A 936-nucleotide genomic window follows, 5' to 3' on the forward strand; every position below is an offset into this window, starting at 1 on the left:
GGAGTCACGGACGGGGACGAGGCCGGGGGAGTCGTCGTCGATCTCGACGCAGCCGCCGCCACCGTTGCTGTAGGTGCTCTTCCGCCACGACATGGTCCAGGAGTTCCCTTCTGTAGGCCTGAGATCCACGGTAGGGGAAGGGAAAGTCGGGGGACAGATGGCGTCCGGGCGGGGTAGGACTGCCGGGTGGAGTTGAGGACGACGGTCCACCGGGTGCGGCACGGTGGCGAGGAGTACCGGGTGGTGAAGGCCGTTCCGAGGTCGGGGCGGGCTGTGCTGTTCCGGAAGGAATGGTCGCTGGACATGTTCGTGGACCTGGAGGGGGCGCGGAGCACGGCGGCGGCATGGGGGTTGGCGGCGAGGTCGCGGCGGTCGCTGGTGTATGTGCCGCTGCGGGCGGAGCGCGAGGGGCCTGGCGGGCTGCCTGGGTGGTTCAGGTCGTCGGTGGTGGATCTGGTGCTGGTGCAGAACGGGTTGGGGTTTCCGGTGTCGCGGTGGAAGGCGGTCCGGGAGAGGTTGGGGGCGGGGCGGCCGCACACGGTGGAGATTCCGGAGACGGACTTCTCGGGGGAGAAGGAGCCCGAGGACTGGCGGCGGGACGAGTTGAGGTTCGGGTTCGCGGCCGAGACGTTGTTCTTGACCGGGAGCGCGGAGGCGTTCCGGTGGACGGGGGCGCGGGTGCATTCGCTGGTGCGGGAGGGTCCGGCTCGTGCGCTGGCGGGGACTCCGTGGTCGGCGTACGACAGCGTCATGCTGCATCACGCGGGGGACCTGACGGCGAAGGGGCCGGTGAAGGGGCCCGGCGTTCTGAACATCGAGTACGCGCACGGGTGGAGAGCAAGGTGAGCCCCGACCGGTTCAGCGGTCGGGGCTCATCGGTGGTGCTGGGGTTCAGACGGTGCCGAACTCGCCATCCTGGACGGCGGTGACGAAGGA

At 69.8% G+C, this 936-nt stretch carries 2 protein-coding genes; one reads left to right on the forward strand and one right to left on the reverse strand.

Translation table 11 applies throughout. The features are described 5' to 3' along the window. Positions 1-93: DUF397 domain-containing protein (locus VR45_RS43515; protein WP_159394574.1), on the reverse strand; the 93-nt coding region annotated here is incomplete at its 3' end. A gap of 93 nt (positions 94-186) precedes the next feature. On the opposite strand from VR45_RS43515, the gene VR45_RS41530 reads away from it, so the two are divergent. After that, positions 187-846 (forward strand): hypothetical protein, encoded by a 660-nt coding sequence (locus VR45_RS41530; protein ID WP_052709765.1) that lies wholly within the window; start codon positions 187-189, stop codon positions 844-846. Positions 847-936 lie beyond the last annotated feature (90 nt).

It is taken from the genome of Streptomyces sp. NRRL S-495, from assembly GCF_000966955.1.
GTDB classification, from domain to species: domain Bacteria; phylum Actinomycetota; class Actinomycetes; order Streptomycetales; family Streptomycetaceae; genus Kitasatospora; species Kitasatospora purpeofusca.